This is a genomic window from Pantoea sp. 1.19 (genome assembly GCF_001922585.1).
Classification (GTDB): Bacteria; Pseudomonadota; Gammaproteobacteria; order Enterobacterales; family Enterobacteriaceae; genus 1-19.
Map to the genome: position 1 here is coordinate 76,612 of NZ_MRBS01000006.1, position 16,542 is coordinate 93,153.

17 protein-coding genes are annotated in these 16,542 nt (G+C 61.3%); 15 read left to right on the forward strand and 2 right to left on the reverse strand.

The window, feature by feature from the left end:
* Positions 1-182 precede the first annotated feature (182 nt).
* The gene (locus BS626_RS12190) at positions 183-806 is read left to right on the forward strand and encodes a response regulator (RefSeq protein ID WP_075182678.1); all 624 of its coding nucleotides are present in this window, start codon (positions 183-185) and stop codon (positions 804-806) included.
* Positions 806-4,396, forward strand: a complete 3,591-nt coding sequence (locus BS626_RS12195; protein ID WP_075182679.1) for an ATP-binding protein — start codon at positions 806-808, stop codon at positions 4,394-4,396. The genes BS626_RS12190 and BS626_RS12195 overlap by 1 nt, the downstream gene beginning before the upstream one ends.
* Here the strand turns inward: BS626_RS12195 and BS626_RS12200 are convergent, their stop codons facing one another.
* On the reverse strand, positions 4,397-6,088 hold the full coding sequence (locus BS626_RS12200; RefSeq protein WP_075182680.1) for a chloride channel protein: 1,692 nt from the start codon (positions 6,086-6,088) through the stop codon (positions 4,397-4,399).
* A 338-nt stretch (positions 6,089-6,426) separates the two neighbouring features.
* On the opposite strand from BS626_RS12200, the gene BS626_RS12205 reads away from it, so the two are divergent.
* From BS626_RS12205 to BS626_RS12250, 10 genes are all read left to right on the forward strand, one after another.
* Entirely contained in the window at positions 6,427-7,389 is a 963-nt protein-coding gene (locus tag BS626_RS12205; RefSeq protein ID WP_075182681.1) for a TerC family protein, read from the forward strand.
* Between the two features lie 217 nt (positions 7,390-7,606).
* Positions 7,607-8,839 carry a serine/threonine transporter SstT gene (sstT, locus tag BS626_RS12210; RefSeq protein WP_075182682.1) on the forward strand — a complete coding sequence of 411 codons (1,233 nt, stop codon included), beginning with the start codon at positions 7,607-7,609 and terminating at the stop codon, positions 8,837-8,839.
* A gap of 374 nt (positions 8,840-9,213) precedes the next feature.
* On the forward strand, positions 9,214-9,885 hold the full coding sequence (locus BS626_RS12215) for a DedA family protein (RefSeq protein WP_075182683.1): 672 nt from the start codon (positions 9,214-9,216) through the stop codon (positions 9,883-9,885).
* Between the two features lie 5 nt (positions 9,886-9,890).
* Complete coding sequence (gene mzrA, locus BS626_RS12220; RefSeq protein WP_371328498.1) at positions 9,891-10,256, forward strand: EnvZ/OmpR regulon moderator MzrA; 366 nt, start codon at positions 9,891-9,893, stop codon at positions 10,254-10,256.
* A 146-nt stretch (positions 10,257-10,402) separates the two neighbouring features.
* Positions 10,403-10,774, forward strand: a complete 372-nt coding sequence (locus tag BS626_RS12225) for a DUF1090 domain-containing protein (protein ID WP_075182685.1) — start codon at positions 10,403-10,405, stop codon at positions 10,772-10,774.
* 33 nt (positions 10,775-10,807) lie between these two features.
* The gene (locus tag BS626_RS12230) at positions 10,808-11,113 is read left to right on the forward strand and encodes a YqjD family protein (protein ID WP_075182686.1); all 306 of its coding nucleotides are present in this window, start codon (positions 10,808-10,810) and stop codon (positions 11,111-11,113) included.
* Between the two features lie 3 nt (positions 11,114-11,116).
* Positions 11,117-11,512 carry a phage holin family protein gene (locus tag BS626_RS12235; RefSeq protein WP_075182687.1) on the forward strand — a complete coding sequence of 132 codons (396 nt, stop codon included), beginning with the start codon at positions 11,117-11,119 and terminating at the stop codon, positions 11,510-11,512.
* On the forward strand, positions 11,506-11,787 hold the full coding sequence (locus tag BS626_RS12240) for a YqjK-like family protein (RefSeq protein WP_075182688.1): 282 nt from the start codon (positions 11,506-11,508) through the stop codon (positions 11,785-11,787). The genes BS626_RS12235 and BS626_RS12240 overlap by 7 nt, the downstream gene beginning before the upstream one ends.
* Positions 11,788-11,991: 204 nt before the next feature.
* Entirely contained in the window at positions 11,992-12,384 is a 393-nt protein-coding gene (locus tag BS626_RS12245; RefSeq protein ID WP_075182689.1) for a DoxX family protein, read from the forward strand.
* 63 nt (positions 12,385-12,447) lie between these two features.
* On the forward strand, positions 12,448-13,434 hold the full coding sequence (locus BS626_RS12250; protein ID WP_075182690.1) for a glutathione S-transferase family protein: 987 nt from the start codon (positions 12,448-12,450) through the stop codon (positions 13,432-13,434).
* A gap of 220 nt (positions 13,435-13,654) precedes the next feature.
* Here the strand turns inward: BS626_RS12250 and BS626_RS12255 are convergent, their stop codons facing one another.
* Positions 13,655-14,566 carry a LysR family transcriptional regulator gene (locus BS626_RS12255; RefSeq protein WP_075182691.1) on the reverse strand — a complete coding sequence of 304 codons (912 nt, stop codon included), beginning with the start codon at positions 14,564-14,566 and terminating at the stop codon, positions 13,655-13,657.
* Between the two features lie 131 nt (positions 14,567-14,697).
* On the opposite strand from BS626_RS12255, the gene BS626_RS12260 reads away from it, so the two are divergent.
* The 3 genes from BS626_RS12260 to BS626_RS12270 all read left to right on the forward strand — a co-directional run bounded on the left by BS626_RS12260 (position 14,698) and on the right by BS626_RS12270 (position 16,462).
* On the forward strand, positions 14,698-15,399 hold the full coding sequence (locus tag BS626_RS12260) for a pirin family protein (RefSeq protein WP_075182692.1): 702 nt from the start codon (positions 14,698-14,700) through the stop codon (positions 15,397-15,399).
* Between the two features lie 200 nt (positions 15,400-15,599).
* Positions 15,600-15,875, forward strand: a complete 276-nt coding sequence (locus BS626_RS19065; protein WP_075182693.1) for a GrpB family protein — start codon at positions 15,600-15,602, stop codon at positions 15,873-15,875.
* Between the two features lie 131 nt (positions 15,876-16,006).
* A complete protein-coding gene (locus tag BS626_RS12270; protein WP_075182694.1) occupies positions 16,007-16,462 on the forward strand; it encodes a GNAT family N-acetyltransferase in 456 nt (151 codons plus the stop codon).
* The last annotated feature ends 80 nt before the right edge of the window (positions 16,463-16,542 follow it).

The following is a 16,542-nucleotide window of genomic DNA, read 5'->3' on the forward strand; positions in this document are numbered from 1 at the left end:
CCTTGCTTATACGCGTTCGCTCGCCCGCCGGAACGCCGAATCGTGCGTATCTCCCCCGCCACGCGCCAGGAATTTCCGGCGCCGCCTGTAGGAAATTGACTACACTCAGCATTATTCCGTTGAGACGCGAAGCGCGCCTGCTTACACTGGATTTTTCTTATCGCGGCTGCCCGGAGGTGACTGTGCGCCGATTTATCGTGGTCGATGATCATCCGATTGCCCGTATGGCGATCCGGCTGCTGCTGGAGAAGCAGGGATACCAGGTGGTGGCGGAAACCGACGACGGTGCTGAGGTCCTGCCGCTGGTGCAGCAGCATGCGCCGGATCTGTTAGTGATTGATATTGATATTCCGACCCTGAACGGCATCGAGGTGATTGAGCAGCTGCGCAAGTCCATGTTTACCCTGCCGATCATTGTGATGAGCGGCAAAAATCCCGATTACTATGCCCTGCAAAGCGCCCGCTACGGCGCCAATGGCTTTATCAGTAAGAAAAATAACCTCGATAATCTGCTGAACGCAGTCAACACCGTCTGCGCCGGCTACGGCTATTTCCCGCTGCGCATTAATGACACCCGGCTGCTGGAGCCGAATGCCGATGACAGTCAGCGCATCCAGACCCTGTCAACGCGGGAGTTTCAGGTTTTGCAATATCTGGCCGAGGGCCAGGAAGTGATGAGCATCGCCAACAAAATGAAGATCAGCAACAAAACCGTCAGCACCTATAAGTCACGGCTGATGGAGAAGCTGGGGCTGAAAACCCGTAAAGACCTGCTGGATTTCACCCGCCGTAATCAGGTGTCCTGATGCGCATCTGGCTATGGCTGCTGCTGATACTGCTTTGCGCTCCCGCGTGGGCAGTCTCCCCTGGCGGACAGCCGTTGCAGCTGCCGACAGCGTCACCGCTGCCGCCGGTCAACGTCGATCTGCCGGATGCGGACTGGCGCTGGCTGGGCAAAAAGCGTGAGCTGACCATTGGCCTCGCCGGACGGAGAATGAGCCCGCCGATGGTGCAAATTGCCACCGACGAGACCCTGCGTGGCATCCTGCCCGATATGCTTCAGCTGATGGCCCGCAGCCTCGGCCTGACCGTGCGATTTAGTGACTACGTTGACGACGCCGCAGCGGAGGCGGCGCTGCGCCGCGGCGAGATAGATGCCCTGCTGGTTCCCCCGGGCGCCCGTTCTGATCTTCGCGGCCTCACTGCCTCGGCCGATCTGTTTGCGGCTGAGCCGGTAATGGTATCGCCGGAACGTCAGGCTTTTCTCCCCAGCGTCCGCCCCGAACGCCTGGCGGTGGTAGACGGTATTCTGCCAATAGCGCAGCTGCGGGCGCGGTATCCTGACCACAAGCTGCGCGTTTATGAGACGACGCTGGCGGCGTTAAGCTCGGTGGCGTTGGGAGAGAATGATGCGGCCATCGGCAATCTGCTGGAAAACAACTATCTGATTGAGCGCCACTTTACCAATCTGCTGCAGCTGGATACGGTGCTGAATGCGCCCACGCCAGGTTACCGCCTGATGCTACGCGAAGAGGCGATGCCGCTCAGGGAGATCCTTAACGCCCTGCTGGAGCAACTGCCCGCCAGCACGCGGGAGCTACTGTTGCGCCACTGGGATCAGGGCGCCATATCTCAGTTCATCCAGGCGCCGCTGCTGTTCACTCCCGCCGAACAGGCGTGGCTGGCGGAGCATCCGGACATTACCGTGCTGGTGACCCAGTTTAATGCTCCGTTTATGCTGTTTGACGATCGCCAACATTTTTACGGCATTACCGCCGAGGTGCTGAACCTGATCCATCTCAAGACCGGCCTGCGCTTTCGCACGGAAAATGAGGATGACGTTGAAGCGCTGCCGCGGCGTCTGCAGGAGCCGGGCACGGCGATGGTTGGCGCGATTATCTGGAGCCAGAGCCGGGCCAGCCAGCTGCTGCTGACCCAGCCGTTTATGTTTTCGCCGAATGTGCTGGTCACCGCCAGCGGGGCGCCGGCGTTCAACTGGACGCCGGGCAGCCGCATCGCCGTGCCGGCCGGCCACGGAGCGATAGCCTGGATCCGCGCCCACCACCCTGCGATGGTGATTCGCGAAGTGGGAACCTCCAGCGTGGCGATGCAGATGGTGGCGGAGGGAGAAGCGGATGCAGCGGTCAATACGCTGATCAGCGCCGACTACATGATCGGCCGCTATTTCGCTAACCAACTGCGGGTTAACACGCTGTTGCCGATGCCGCAGGCCGGCATCTCGCTCGGCATCAGGCGCGATGCGCCGGAGCTGTACAGCATTGTCAATAAGGTGCTGACGCTGGTCCCTCCCAAGCTCTATAACGATATGATCGCCCGCTGGCAGGGAACCCCCGATGCCCAGCTGCGAACCTGGTCGGTCTATCGCCTGCAGTTCTATCTGGTGGCGCTGAGCGCCGGGCTGCTGATTCTCGGCGCCCTGTTCTGGGGCATCACGCTGCGCCAGCGCGTGGCCCGCAAGCAGCAGGCGGAGGCGCGCCTGCGCGCCGAACTCAATTTTCGCGATCGGTTGATTAACGGTCCGCCGCGGCCGGTGTACGTGGTGGATAATCAGGGCCTGATCACTCATCAGAATCAGGCCTTTACCGCCGTGTTTTCGCCCCAGCAGCAGCCACTGCTGGCGCTGCCGCTGTATGATAGCCGCCACCCCCTCAGCCAGATTTATGCCGTGCTGAAGGACGGCGCGCCCAGTGCCGAGCTGGCGGCGGATCGCGTGCAGGAGCAGGAGTTTACTCTGCTGACCGCGGACGGCGAACGGCAAATCCGCCACTGGCTGACCGCGTTTAACGAGTCGGCCGACGGTGAGCGCGGCTGGATTTGCGGCTGGCAGGACGTTACGGAGTACCTGCAGCTGTTGGATGAGCTCTCACAGGCGAAAGAGAGCGCCGAACTGGCTAATCGCGGTAAGAGCCATTTTCTTGCCACCATGAGCCATGAAATCCGCACCCCGCTGTCGGCGATCATTGGCCTGCTGGACCTGAATGTTAACCAGATGCCCGCCCCGGATCGCGACACGCTGCGGGTGGCCTGGGACGCTTCGCGAGCGCTGATGGGGCTGATTGGCGATATCCTCGATATGTCAAAAATTGAATCTGGCAAGCTGGAGCTGCAGCCGGCGTGGATCGCCGTCAGCGCGCTGATGCCGCCGGTGATCCGGGTGTTTGACGGGCTGGCGCGGCAAAAAGCGCTGCAGCTGACGGCGGATTTGCAGCAGCCCGCGCCGCTGGCGCTCTATGCCGATCCCCTGCGTCTGCGTCAGGTTCTTACCAACTTAATCAGCAACGCCATCAAATTTACCGACAGCGGTACCGTGCAGGTGCAGCTGAGCGCCGTGCGTGTTGACGATCAGCACGCTGAGCTGCTGCTCAGCGTGCAGGACAGCGGCAAAGGGATCGATCCCGCCAGCCAGTCGCGGATTCTGCAACCGTTTGAGCAACTGGCTGACGATCGCCTGCAGGGCAGCGGACTCGGGCTGGCCATCTGCGTAGAGCTGGTCGAGATGATGCAGGGCACGCTGACGCTCGACAGCCAGCCCAACGTCGGCACCCACATTCGCGTGCGGCTGACGCTACCGTGTCGGGCGGAGGAGGCGGTCCCTCCGGCCGCGGTCGCGGCGGCGCCGGTCGAACGCCACCTGCACAGCCTGCGCGTCCTGGTGGTGGATGACAGTGCCGCCAATCGGCTGCTGCTGACGCGCCAGCTGAGCGTCCTTGGTCATCAGGTGAGCGAAGCGGAAAACGGCGACGTCGCGCTGCAGCAGTGGCGGACGGCGCCGGCCAGGGTCGTGATCACCGATATCAATATGCCGGTGATGGGCGGACTCGCGCTGTGTCAGCATCTGCGCCAGCAGCCGACTCCACCGGTGGTGATCGGCCTGACGGCCAACGCCCAGCTCTCCGAGCGCGAGCGCTGCCTCGCGGCCGGAATGGATGAGTGCCTGTTTCGTCCGCTGGAGCTGGATCAGCTGCGGCAGACCCTCGAGCGCCTGGTGCCCCGCGACGAGGCGACGAAGCCCACCCCCCTGCCGCTGGCGGCGTGGATTGACCTGCCGGCCCTGTCGCTGTTTTTACCCGACGATCCGCAGAGCATTGCGGCCTTTTTACACGCGGCCATCGCCGAGGGGGAACGCGATCTACAGCGCGCCGGGGAGCAGCTGAGCCATGAGGATCGCCCCGGGCTGGCCGCTACGCTGCACCGCATGAACGGCACGCTGCAGGTGCTGCGCATCGCGCCGCTCTCTGACGCGCTGACCGCGCTGGAAACGCAGCTCAGTGAGGGGCAGCCTCTGTCGCAGCTGCGTCCGGGGCTGACCACGCTGGGCGAACAGTTTGCCCAGCTGCGGGATGCGGTGGTCGCCTGGCAGCCGCTGGCTCAGTAGCTAAATAAAGGCTTCGGCCTGCTGAATCAGGCTGGTTTTGGTTAGCGCGCCGAGATACTTGCGCTCCTGCGGATTATTTAACACCGGCAATCGCTCAAGGGTGACCGCGGCAAAGGCATTCCAGCCTTCGCGGATAGTCTGCTGCTGATACACGCAGGGAAACTGGCTGTCGGTAACCAGCGCCACCGGCGAATCAAGCGTCAGGCGCTGCTCCAGAATCTGTCGCGAGATGTCGTGCATCGACGCCGCGCCGAGAAAAGTGCCTTGCGCATCGATCACATAAACAAAGCGTTCGCGCTTCAGTGAACAGACCGCCAGCGCGTTGCCCACCGTTTCATCCGGCTGCAGGGCCGCGCCGGAGACAATAAACTGCCCAATCACGCCGTTGTCAAAATCGAACTTCGCCTCTGAGCGGCTAAAATGGCCGCTGACAACCGGATAGGCGCTGGTGGCCTGCAGGCGATACATGGTCATGGCCGCCAGCGCGCTGGCGAGCATCACCGGAAACAGCAGCGAACTGTTCAGGGTCATTTCCAGCACCATCAGCATCGCCATTAGCGGTGCCTGGCTGACCGCCGCCAGCACCGCGCCCATGCCCACCGCCGCGTACAGCAGCACGTCACCGGCCGGCAACCCCAGCCGCACGACAAGGGTCGCACAGAGCACGCCGAGCAGCGCGCCTATCAGCAGCGCCGGCGTAAACAGGCCGCCCACCGCACCGGACCCCACCGACACCGCCGTGGCCACCATCTTCAGTATTAGCAGCAGGATAACCGTCGCCAGCAGCAGGCGCCCGGCCATGATAGCCACTATCACCTCATAGCCGTTGCCCAGAATGTCGGTGCTGGCTATGGCCAGAATCCCCACCAGCGCGCCCCCCACTCCGAGGCGCAGCGGCAGCGCCGCGATCCGGCCGAACAGCCGTTTGCTGCGAGCAATCAGCCAAATCATCAACCAGCCCAGCAGGCCGGCCGCCAGGCCAATCACCAACGACAGGCCGATGCCGGTCGCCGTCAGCGCAAAGTTGCCCGCGGCCAGCGGATAGAGTGCCGAACGAAAGCCCAGTAACCACATGCAGAGCACCCCGCTGCCGGCGGCAATAATCAGCGGGATCAGGCGCTGCATGGCCGAAATGCCGAAGGCGATTTCGGCAACAAAGATAGCCGACGCCAGCGGCGCATGGTAGACCGAGGCCAGACCGGCAGCGGCAGCCATCGCCACGATATCGCTGTTCCTGAGCGGCAGCCGGCGAAAGCAGAAGCGCCCCATCAGGCTGCCTGCCAGCGCCGACAGCTGGACCATCGGCCCCTCTTTCCCGATCGAAGCGCCGCTGCTGATGCTGGCCAGCGAGGAGAGGGCGCGAAACAGTGAAGTTTTGGTCGGTACGGCGTCCAGCCGGGCGTTGATCACCTCCAGATAATCGGTCTTTATCGTCTGGCGGCGCTCGAGATCGGTTGCGTAGCGCAAAAACCAGCCGGCGACTACGCCGCCCAGCCCGACAATCAGCGGCCAGGCATACCAAGGGTAGTGGGCTATCCCCCGGGTGATATCCGGTTCGGAAGCAAACAGCAGCGCGTTACTGCGTTCCAGCACAAAGCGAAAAAGCAGCGTCACCAGCGAGGCCACGATCCCGACCGGGATGGCCACCAGCACGCTGGTCCAGTTAAGTGCGTGTTTACTGCCCGCCTGCATCGGCCTCTCCCCGCTGTTGAGCTGTCAGCCCGATCCTGTAAGAGCGGAACGCGAATTGCAACCCGTTATCGTCGATGACCGGAATTGTGTAAATATTTCTAAATATGTCAGCGCATCCCTTGCATCACACAGGCAGCTACTCTACCTTTAGTCCAGCAAAGGGGAGTAACTTTTCGTCAGCGAATCGTCATTACGGCAGCCACAGGCGCCCGGTTCCTGAGCCATTCCGGTCACGAATGGTAAGTGAGACCTTGCCGGAAGGCAGGGTTTGCTTATCCCCCATAAGCGGCTAATGTCTTCTGATGTTGGCCGTTTTTTTTGCGAACAGGAAAATAGACATGAATACTGTGGGTACCCCTCTACTGTGGGGCGGCTTTGCCGCCATTGTCGTGGTAATGCTGGCCATCGATTTGCTGCTGCAGGGACGACGCGGCGCACAGGCGATGTCGATGAAACAGGCGGCGGGCTGGTCACTGCTGTGGGTATCGCTGGCGCTGCTGTTTAATGCGGCATTCTGGTGGTATCTCGATGATGTCTCCGGCCGCGAAGTGGCCAATACCCAGGCGCTGGCCTTCCTGACGGGCTATTTGATTGAAAAAGCGCTGGCGGTGGACAACGTGTTTGTCTGGCTGATGCTGTTCAGCTATTTTGCCGTGCCGGCCACGATGCAGCGCCGCGTGCTGATCTACGGCGTACTGGGCGCTATCGTACTGCGTACTATTATGATTTTTGCCGGCAGCTGGCTGGTGTCGCAGTTTAGCTGGATCCTCTATCTGTTTGGTGCCTTCCTGCTAATTACCGGGATCAAAATGGCGCTGGCGAAAGAGGACGGTGCCGCCATCGGCGATAAGCCGCTGGTGCGCTGGTTACGCAGCAAAATGCGCATGACCGATACCATTGAGAGCGAACACTTCTTCGTCCGTAAAAATGGCCTGCTCTACGCCACGCCGCTGCTGCTGGTGTTGATCATGGTTGAGATCAGCGACGTGATTTTTGCCGTCGACAGCATCCCGGCGATTTTCGCCGTCACCACCGACCCCTTTATCGTGCTGACGTCTAACCTGTTCGCCATTCTGGGCCTGCGCGCCATGTACTTCCTGCTGGCCGGCGTTGCCGAGCGTTTCTCTATGCTGAAGTACGGGCTGGCGGTGATTCTGGTGTTTATCGGCGTCAAGATGCTGATCGTGGATATTTACCACATCCCGGTGGCGGTGTCGCTGGGCGTGGTTGGCGGTATTCTCACCGTCACGCTGCTGATTAACAGCTGGGTCAATCATCAGCGCGATCGCACCGGACACTGATCCGCAGCGGGTGCCGACTGGCGCCTGTGCGTCATGCTGCAATACTGTTAAAAAAAAGTGATAAAAATTGATCGGCGATGAAAATCGCCGATTTTTCGCTTTTCCCGCCGACACATTTCCTTATACTCCCCGCTGCAAACGCTTACGCAGATGCGATACGCCCCCGTTCCGGGCCGTCGCCTGCGGCTCCTGATAATGACAATAGATGGATATCCTCATGGAAAAACAAGGTTCGGGTCTCTTGCGCCGGCTGGTACAGGGCAGTCTGGTGAAACAAATTCTGATCGGGCTGGTCGCCGGCATATTGCTGGCGGCAGTGTCGACCCCGACCGCCGAGGCGGTTGGACTGCTGGGCACGCTGTTCGTCAGCGCGCTGAAAGCCGTGGCCCCCCTGCTGGTACTGGTGCTGGTGATTGCTTCGATTGCCAACCATCGCCACGGCCAGAAAACGTCGCTGCGCCCGATTGTGTTCCTGTATCTGTTTAGCACCCTGTTTGCCGCCGCGATAGCGGTGGTCGGCAGCCACCTCTACCCGCAGCTGCTGACCTTGAGCACGGCGCAGACCGATATCACCCCGCCCTCCGGGATTCTGGAGGTGCTGCGCGGCCTGCTGATGAGTATGGTAGCGAACCCGATCGACGCGCTGATGCACGCCAATTACATTGGCATCCTGGTGTGGGCTATCGGCCTCGGACTGGCCTTCCGCCACAGCAGCGCCTCCACCCGCCAGCTGCTGAACGATGCCTCTGATGCGGTGACCTGGATGGTGAAACTGGTTATCCGCTGCGCGCCGCTGGGTATCTTTGGTCTGGTCGCCGCCATGCTGGCCACCGCCGGCTTTGGCGCGCTGTGGAGCTATGCGCATCTGCTGGCGCTGCTGATTGGCTGCATGCTGTTTATGGCGCTGATTGCCAACCCGGCACTGGTGTGGTGGAAAATCCGCCGCAATCCCTACCCGCTGGTGTTTACCTGCCTGCGTGAGAGCGGCGTAACCGCCTTCTTTACCCGCAGCTCGGCGGCCAATATCCCGGTGAATATGGCGCTGGCGAAGAAGCTGAATCTGGACGAGGATACTTACTCCGTATCGATTCCGCTGGGGGCCACCATCAGCATGGCCGGTGCCTCTATCACCATCACCGTGCTGACGCTGGCGGCGGTGAATACGCTGGGGATCAGCATTGATATTCCGACCGCGATCCTGCTGAGCCTGGTGGCGACGCTCTGCGCCTGCGGCGCCTCCGGCGTGGCCGGCGGCTCGCTGCTGCTTATACCGGTGGCCTGTAACATGTTTGGGATCCCGAATGATATTGCGATGCAGGTGGTCGCCGTGGGCTTTATCATTGGTGTGCTGCAAGACTCGGCCGAGACCGCGCTGAACTCCTCAACGGATATTCTGTTTACCGCCGCCGCCTGCATGGCGGATGAGCAGCGTGCGGAACAGCGCATCTGACCCTGGTGCCACGGAATATTTTCCGCTTCGGGCAGGTGCTCTCCTGCCCGCTGGCGGCCAGATGCGCCGCCCCCTTCTATAATTATGTCAGACTGTGTAAAACCGCTTTCACCGCGGCGCGCCTCAAGGTAAAACAGCCCGGCATGGCCACATTTTCCCTGTCTCATTGCGGTGAATTTTGTTACAGTTGTAACCCTTTTTTACCCTGTGCGGCGGCGCGAGTCCCCTCTCAGACGCTGTGCGTTTTCAGGGGTCACCCCTGGCATATTCAGTAGACAATGGCAGCGGCTCCAATCGTCTCACTCCCCGCTGCGGCCATTTTCTCCGGCGCGTCCCTGATAAGGCGTGATGACTTTGGCTGTTAGGATGACTTGATGGATATCTTAAAAGAGTTGGTGAATGCGCTCTGGCATCAGGATTTTGAAACCCTCGCCGATCCCTCTCTGGTCTGGGCGATCTACTTCGTGCTGTTCATGATTCTGTTTCTGGAAAATGGCCTGCTGCCCGCCGCGTTTCTGCCCGGAGACAGCCTGCTGATTCTGGTCGGCGTGCTGATTGCAAAAGGCACGATGAACTTTCCACTGACTCTGCTGATCCTGACCACCGCCGCCAGCCTCGGCGCCTGGGTCAGTTATATACAGGGCAAGTGGCTGGGAAATACGCGAACGGTGCAAAACTGGCTGTCCCACCTGCCGGCACAGTACCACCAGCGTGCGCATCAGCTGTTTCACCGCCACGGCCTCTCCGCGCTGCTGGTAGGCCGCTTTCTGGCCTTTGTACGTACGCTGCTGCCCACCATTGCCGGGCTTTCCGGACTGAATAACGCCCGCTTTCAGTTTTTCAACTGGATGAGCGGTTTCCTGTGGGTGCTGATCCTCACCGTCCTCGGTTTTGCGCTGGGGAAAACCCCACTGTTTCGTAAGTATGAAGATGAGCTGATGTTCTGTCTGATGATGCTGCCGCTGGTGCTGCTGGTCGTCGGCCTGGTTGGCTCACTGTATGTGCTGTGGCGTAAAAAACGCAGCGTCAGCGCAGGAAAAGGATAATCCTGATGCGGATAAAGGGCCTGCCCCGATTTCTTCCCTGGCTGCTGTGCGGCGTACTGATGCTGCTGGCGGCGACCTTTCTGCCGGCGCTGTTTCGTGACGAAACGGCGCTGCAAATCCGCGCCGCTCATCAGGGGCTGTCACTGCCCGATGGGTTTTTCGTTTATCAGCGCCTCAGCGCGCAGGGGATCCGCATCAAAAGCATTACGCCAGGCAGCGATGCGCTGCTGGTGACGCTGGAGTCGCAGGATCAGCGTGCGGCGGCCGTCTCGGCCCTGTACAAGGTGCTGCCGCCGGGCTTTATCGTCGCTCAGGTCGACGCGCAAACCCCGGCGCCGGAGCCGAATTCCACTGCGGGAAAGCTGATATAGGGGCGGCGTCATCGCCTCCCTGACCCGCTCAGGGCTTTGAGCTTTACCCCGATCCTGTCTATAGTGAATGTGATGCGCCTGATGAGCCCATCACATTTTTTTTGGAAATTACCGCGCTACGCTCGCGCAACCAGGAAGGATCATCCATGACGTTACGACCCGTTCTTACCCTACTGCTGCTGGCCTTCGCCGGCACCACTTACGCTGCCAATCCGCTTTGCCAACAGAAAGAGCAGGCCATCCAGCAGCAAATTGAGTACGCTAAACAGCACGATAACGCCCGTCGGATCACCGGCCTTGAGCGTGCGCTCAGCGAAGTGCGCGGCCACTGTACCGATGCGGAGCTGAAAGCCGCCCACGCCAGTAAAGTGGCGGAGCATCAGGAGAAGGTGAGCGAACGGGAAGCGGATCTGCGGGAAGCGCAGGCGAGCGGTGACAGCAAGAAAATCGCCAAACGCGAGAAAAAATTAGCGGAAGCTCGTGAAGAACTGGCTACGCTTAAAGCTCAGCCATACTGAAATGGTTTTGTTCAACACTAAAAGGAAGTCACCATGTCTAAAGATACGACATCTGAAAATTTGCGCGCCGAGTTGAAAAATCTTGCCGATACTCTGGAAGAAGTGCTGAGCACCTCCACGGATAAGTCCCGTTCAGAGCTGGATAAACTGCGCGCCAAAGCGCAAAGCACCCTGAGCGAAACTCGCGCCCGCCTGGGGGAATCCGGCGAGCGCCTGGCGCAGCATACCCGCGAAGCGGCCGACCGCGCCGACGAGTACGTGCGTGAAAACCCCTGGACCGGGATTGGCATCGGCGCCGCCGTAGGCGTGGTGCTGGGCGTTCTGCTGGCGCGTCGCTAACCTATGGCGGGACGCGAAAACCAGCAGGGCCCGGCTAAAGGGGTCGTCCAGGTTGGGCAGCGCATCGTCACCACGCTGGTGAAAATGGTGGAGACGCGTCTGCGGCTGATCGTCGTAGAACTGGAGGAGGAAAAAGCCAATCTCCTGCAGATGCTGATGATGGTCGGGCTGACGATGCTGTTCACCGCCTTCGGGCTGATGAGCCTGATGGTGCTGATCATCTGGGCAGTGGATGTGCAGTATCGCCTGATGGCGATTGGCATCACCACCGGCGTGCTGTTTGCCCTCGCGCTGTTTTTTGGGCTGTGGGCACTGCGTAAAAGTCGGAAATCCACGCTGCTGAGCGCCACGCGTAAAGAGCTGGAGACCGATCGCCACCTGCTGGAGGACGAATCGTGAGCCGGCGCAAGCGCGAGGTGCGTAAAGCGCGCCTGCTCAGCCAGATCCGGCAGCAGCGGCTCGATCTGAGCGCGGCACGGCGCGACTGGTTTGCGGTTACCGGCCGCTACGATCACGGCTTTATGACCCTGCTGAACCTGCGCCGGTGGATCACCGTCGGCAGCGGGCTGATGGCAATCTGGTCTGTGCGTCACCCGCGCGGGTTGTTCCGCTGGGCGCGACGCGGCGTCGGCCTGTGGAGCACCTGGCGACTGGTGCGAAATCGTCTACGTTAACGTCCGCGACGGGGCAATACCCATCCGCCCCGTCCACATTTCAAAATCCTTGAACAACTTCAACAAGAGTTCTCGCTTACAACCCACGCTTACTCTGTTTATTATCAGTGACACACCAACGCACCGTGCGATTATCACGCTACGCGACTGAAATCAGCGGCGCATTCTTCCCTGTAGTGCCTTTAGCGTAGTCTGGAGCTGATAATGAAAAAAATCGACGATGTGGGTTTTCTGATTGCCCGTATTCTGATGCCAATCCTGTTCATCGTGGCCGGCTGGGGTAAAATTACCGGCTACGCCGGAACAGAGCAATATATGGCCGCAATGGGCGTGCCGGGCTTCTTCCTGCCGCTGACCATTCTGCTGGAATTTGGCGGCGGCCTGGCGATTCTGGTCGGCTTCCTGACCCGCACCACCGCACTGTTCATCGCCGGCTTTACCCTGCTGACCGCGTTTATTTTCCACCACAACGTTGCGGTGGATCCCAACGCACTGATGTTTATGAAAAATCTTACCATCGCCGGCGGTTTCCTGCTGCTGGGTATTACCGGCCCCGGCGCCTACAGTCTGGATCGCGCCCTCGGTAAAAAATGGTAACCGGCAGCAGCTATACTGTAACGGGCGGCGCACTGGCCGCCCGTTTTTTTTACAGGAGGAGCGATGGGACAGCTGATTGACGGTGTCTGGCACGACAGCGGGTATGATGCCCTCGCCACCGGCGGGCGCTTCACCCGCCGCGCATCGGCCTGGCGCCACTGGGTCACTCAGGACGGGCGCGCCGGGCCGACCGGCGAGGCCGGCTTTAAGGCGGAGAAAGACCGCTACCATCTGTATGTATCGCTGGCCTGCCCGTGGGCGCACCGGACGCTGCTTATGCGCAAACTGAAGGGGCTGGAGGATCACATCGGCATATCCGTGGTGCATCCGCTGATGCTGGAAAACGGCTGGACCTTTGACGACGACTTCCCGGCCGCCACCGGCGATGTGCTGTATCAAAATGATTTTCTGTATCAGCTCTATCTGCATGCCGACCCGCACTACAGCGGTCGGGTGACCGTGCCGGTATTGTGGGACAAGGAGCGGCACACGCTGGTGAGTAATGAATCGGCGGATATCCTGCGGATGCTGAACAGCGCCTTTGACGCCGTCGGCGCGAAAGCCGGCGACTACTCCCCTGCGGCGCGACTGCCAGCGATTGATGAGATCAACGACTGGGTTTATCACACGGTCAATAACGGCGTTTACCAGGCGGGTTTTGCCACCTGTCAGGCGGCCTACGACGAGGCGGTCGACGCGCTGTTTGTTTCGTTGGATCGGCTGGATACCCTGCTCGGCCAGCAGCGCTATCTGACCGGTGCCCAACTTACCGAGGCGGACCTGCGGCTGTGGACCACGCTGGTGCGGTTTGATCCGGTGTACGTCAGCCATTTCAAATGCGATCGCTACCGGCTCAGCGACTATCCCAATCTGAGCGGTTTTCTGCGCGATCTGTGGCAGACCCCGGGACTGGCGGAGACGGTCAATATGTCACACATTCGCCACCACTACTTCCGTAGCCATACTCACATCAACCCCACCGGCATTATTCCGATCGGACCGGCAATTGACTGGGATAGACCACACGATCGCGACGCGCGCTTTTGCTGATCGCGGCGCCGCGGCGGGCAGCCGCGGCGACAAAGTGCAAAGACCTTGATCTGGCGCAAGTGAAGAGCGCCGCTCCGGCCTGAGAATGGACGCGTTGACCCGTGCAATCAGGAGGGAGTGATGACAGGTAAACTACCGTTTTTCGTACTGGGGGTTATCGCGCTGGGCTATCTGGCGTATGTTGCCCATCTCTATATCGATACCCTGCGGCTGTTTCACCTTATCTGAGCCCGTGGGGCGGTTTATTCAGCAACCGCGGAATCTCCCGCAGACACCAGGCCTTGGCTTCGCCCATGCTGTCGCGTCGCCAGGCCATAATGATATCCACTTCGCGGGTGTATTCCGCACTCACCACCCGCAGCCGCCCTTCGGCAATATCCTGCTCCACCAGCGGTAACGGCATGCTGGCCACGCCCAGCCCGGCCAGCAGCGCTCGCCGTTTGTCATCCATCGAGCTCACCGTCAGCCGCGGCTGTTTATCCAGCAGCTGTACCGTCAGCACCGGGCGCTCACGGGCAGTATCGGCCACCGCAATACCGCGGTATTTGACCCGCGTTCCCTCGGCAAAGGGTTCCGGCTCCTGGTGAATCGGATGATCGGCCGACGCCACGTAGACGCTCACCAGCGTGTAGAGCTTGCGGGTATTGATCTCCGATGAGGCCCGAAAATGCATATCCGGAGCAATCACAATGTCGGCCCGCCCCTGCTCCAGCCGTTCCCACGCACCGGCCAGCACTTCGGTCAGCAGCGAGATTTGCGTATGGGCCTTCTCCGCCAGCCGGGTGACCAGTGGAAACAGCGACTCCGTCGGCACCAGCGCCTCGTTAACCAGCGTAACGTGGGTCTCCCAGCCGCGCGCCAGCGCCTCGGCATCGGTCGTCAGCTTATCCGCCGCCTCCAGCAGGACTCGCCCGCGCTCCAGCAGCATCCGCCCGACGTTGGTGAATTTAGTCCGGTGGCCAGAGCGGTCAAACAGCACCACGTCAAGCTCCTCTTCCAGCTTCTGCATGGTGTAGCTCAGCGCCGACGGCACGCGGCCCAACTCTTCCGCCGCCGCGGCGAAACTGCCGCGGCGATCGATAGCGTCCATCACGCGCAGGGCTTCCAGCGTTAGGGCCCGATCTTTTGCCATAGCCACCGTACTCCTTCAGGATTTTTGAATATTCCCCGCAGATTAACTGGCTAACAATCCGGCGTCCAGCGTCTTACCATGGCTGGTCAGTCAGGGCAGGACAAACGGGCAGCGCCTGCCGGGAGGAATTGATGATCACAACCCGCACAGCGAGCAGCTGCGGCCACGCCGATTATGGCTGGCTACAGGCGCGCTACAGCTTTTCATTTGGTCACTATTTTGATGCCGCGCTCATGGGCTTCGGCGCCCTGCGAGCCCTGAATCAGGAGGTGCTGGCCCCCGGCGCCATGCTGCAGCCGCGCCCGTGGCCGCGGGTAGACGTGCTCAATCTGGTGCTGCAGGGCGACATGGCCGTCCGCGACAGTCAGGGGCATTACCACACCGCCCGCGCCGGCGATGCGCTGCTGCTGGCTGCACATCCCGGGATCAGCTACAGTGAGCATAATCTGTCCGCCAGCCAGCCGCTGACCCGGCTGCAGCTCTGGCTGGATGCCTGCCCGATGCGGGAAAATCCGGGAGCGCAGCACCTGCGCCTGCCCGCCGGCCCGGGCAGCACGCTGATCGCGTCGCCAGAGGGCAGCGACACGCGTTTGCAGCTGCGAAACGCGATTCACATTTCCCACCTGCAGCTGGCCGCCGGCGAACAGCAGTCGCTGCCGCTGAGCGGCTCCCACGCCTATCTGCAATCGATTTACGGCAGCCTGCGCGTCGTGGCCGCCAGCGAACAGACCGCCCGCCTGCAGTGCGGCGACGCGGCTTTTTTGCGGGACGAAGCGCGGGTGATCCTCCGCGCGGAGACCCCGATGCGCGCGCTGCTGATTGATTTACCCTGAAATGAGGCCGGCGTGCGCCGGGCAACGTCATGCACAGGAGATAGCACCCGAGGCGAAGCGTCACGGTTGCGCCTTACGACCAGGCGTGGCCGATTTAGCGCAGATCGTGAGCGAATACCGAAGCAGGCTGCCGCAATGGGTATGGCAACTCACCACGTTGGCAGCGCTGTTCCAGGCCCGTCATCGCAATCCTGCCGGAGGTGCGCGATATCACCTTGCTGGACGCCAGTGACGCTCACGGCCAGCGCGCGGCGCGCGGTAAGGCACGCAGTGCGGATCGCCGCGGCGTCATCACGCGCGACGATCCGCGGCGTCACCACCGGCGTGCGTTTGCCGCCGGAGACGCCGGGATCGCCCACCGCCTCGCTTTTCGCGATCATTCCAGGGATCACCCCGCCATTGCCGCAGTCTACGCGGCATTTATGCGCGCCGCGGCCGCCCGACGCCGCCGCGACTCTCATTCTGTCAGGCTCTGAGCGCCCCGTTAACTCAATACCCTCTGCAGCCGGCCCTGACTGACCTGTCGTGGCCCTACCGCTCCCGGATAGATTTGTCCTGCAACCGCGCTGATGTTACAACAGGGTTTCCTTCCTTAATGGAATAGCAGATGTCAATCAGACTGGCCCATCCGGATGAAGCCGAAGCCTGCTGGCGGATCCGCAACCAGGCGATCCGCAGCGGCTGCGCCACCCACTATAGTCCGGCGATCATTACGGCCTGGACGCCGGAGGCCATGCCCGCCAGCTTTCCCGCCGTGCTGACCGCCCACCCTTTTTTCGTCGCCGACGCCGGGGCGGGCTACCCCGTTGCCACCGGATTTCTTGACGCTGACGCGGGCCGCGTGGAGGCGCTGTTTACGCTGCCGGCCTGGGCCGGCCGCGGCTACGGCAGCGCGATTCTGGCGGCGATTCAGCGCGGAATGCCCCGACTGACCCTGAGCGCCACGCCAAATGCCGTCTCCTTCTACCGGCACCACGGTTTTATCCTGCTGCGGGAATCTGTTCACCACTCCGCGCTGGCCGGGGCGGATCTGCGCTGTTTTCATATGCAGCGTGACCTGTAGCAGCTTCCTGACCAGCGTGGCCACCGCGCCGCCGCTTTCTGAAAGGCTTCAGCTATCAAATCTAAGGGTGATAACGTCTA

Excerpts from the sequence above, each read along its gene's own strand:
- BS626_RS12195 (WP_075182679.1), top strand. The coding sequence starts at position 806 with ATGCGCATCTGGCTATGGCTGCTGCTGATACTGCTTTGCGCTCCCGCG.
- BS626_RS12200 (WP_075182680.1), bottom strand. The coding sequence starts at position 6,088 with ATGCAGGCGGGCAGTAAACACGCACTTAACTGGACCAGCGTGCTGGTG.
- BS626_RS12205 (WP_075182681.1), top strand. The coding sequence starts at position 6,427 with ATGAATACTGTGGGTACCCCTCTACTGTGGGGCGGCTTTGCCGCCATT.
- sstT (WP_075182682.1), top strand. The coding sequence starts at position 7,607 with ATGGAAAAACAAGGTTCGGGTCTCTTGCGCCGGCTGGTACAGGGCAGT.
- BS626_RS12215 (WP_075182683.1), top strand. The coding sequence starts at position 9,214 with ATGGATATCTTAAAAGAGTTGGTGAATGCGCTCTGGCATCAGGATTTT.
- mzrA (WP_371328498.1), top strand. The coding sequence starts at position 9,891 with ATGCGGATAAAGGGCCTGCCCCGATTTCTTCCCTGGCTGCTGTGCGGC.
- BS626_RS12225 (WP_075182685.1), top strand. The coding sequence starts at position 10,403 with ATGACGTTACGACCCGTTCTTACCCTACTGCTGCTGGCCTTCGCCGGC.
- BS626_RS12230 (WP_075182686.1), top strand. The coding sequence starts at position 10,808 with ATGTCTAAAGATACGACATCTGAAAATTTGCGCGCCGAGTTGAAAAAT.
- BS626_RS12235 (WP_075182687.1), top strand. The coding sequence starts at position 11,117 with ATGGCGGGACGCGAAAACCAGCAGGGCCCGGCTAAAGGGGTCGTCCAG.
- BS626_RS12245 (WP_075182689.1), top strand. The coding sequence starts at position 11,992 with ATGAAAAAAATCGACGATGTGGGTTTTCTGATTGCCCGTATTCTGATG.
- BS626_RS12250 (WP_075182690.1), top strand. The coding sequence starts at position 12,448 with ATGGGACAGCTGATTGACGGTGTCTGGCACGACAGCGGGTATGATGCC.
- BS626_RS12255 (WP_075182691.1), bottom strand. The coding sequence starts at position 14,566 with ATGGCAAAAGATCGGGCCCTAACGCTGGAAGCCCTGCGCGTGATGGAC.
- BS626_RS12260 (WP_075182692.1), top strand. The coding sequence starts at position 14,698 with ATGATCACAACCCGCACAGCGAGCAGCTGCGGCCACGCCGATTATGGC.
- BS626_RS12270 (WP_075182694.1), top strand. The coding sequence starts at position 16,007 with ATGTCAATCAGACTGGCCCATCCGGATGAAGCCGAAGCCTGCTGGCGG.